This is a genomic window from Pseudomonas sp. RW407, assembly GCF_003176655.1.
Classification (GTDB): domain Bacteria; phylum Pseudomonadota; class Gammaproteobacteria; order Pseudomonadales; family Pseudomonadaceae; genus Pseudomonas; species Pseudomonas delhiensis.
The window spans coordinates 1-386 of record NZ_QGSL01000099.1 but is presented as its reverse complement, the minus strand read 5'-3'; the positions used below and the strand labels follow the sequence as shown (position 1 = coordinate 386).

Sequence of the window (386 nt, the reverse complement as noted above, 5' to 3'; positions counted from 1 at the left end):
CTGGCATCGGGGTTGAAGCGCATGTAGTAGTGCAGCACCGCCGGGACGATGCCGGCGGCGCCGTTGGTGGGGGCGGTGACCATGCGCCCGCCGGCGGCATTCTCCTCGTTCACCGCCAGGGCGTAGAGGTTGACCCATTCCATGGCGCTGAGGGTGGAGCCGATGACGTTGGGCTTGCCGATCTCCAGCAGGTTGCGGTGCAGGCGGGCGGCGCGGCGCTGCACGTTGAGGCCGCCGGGGAGGATGCCCTCGGCCTTGAGGCCACTGTTGACGCAGTCCTGCATGGCACGCCAGATGCGCAGCAGGCCGTCGCGGGTGTCGGTGTCGCTGCGCCACATGCGCTCGTTGGCGAGCATCAGCTCGGAGACGCGCAGGTTGTGGCGGCG

At 69.7% G+C, this 386-nt stretch carries 1 protein-coding gene; it reads right to left on the bottom strand.

What is annotated here, in order from left to right; all coding sequences use genetic code 11:
* Positions 1 to 386, bottom strand: a 386-nt coding sequence (locus tag DK254_RS16860; protein ID WP_177412027.1) for an L-serine ammonia-lyase, iron-sulfur-dependent, subunit alpha, incomplete at both ends; no start/stop codon positions are given.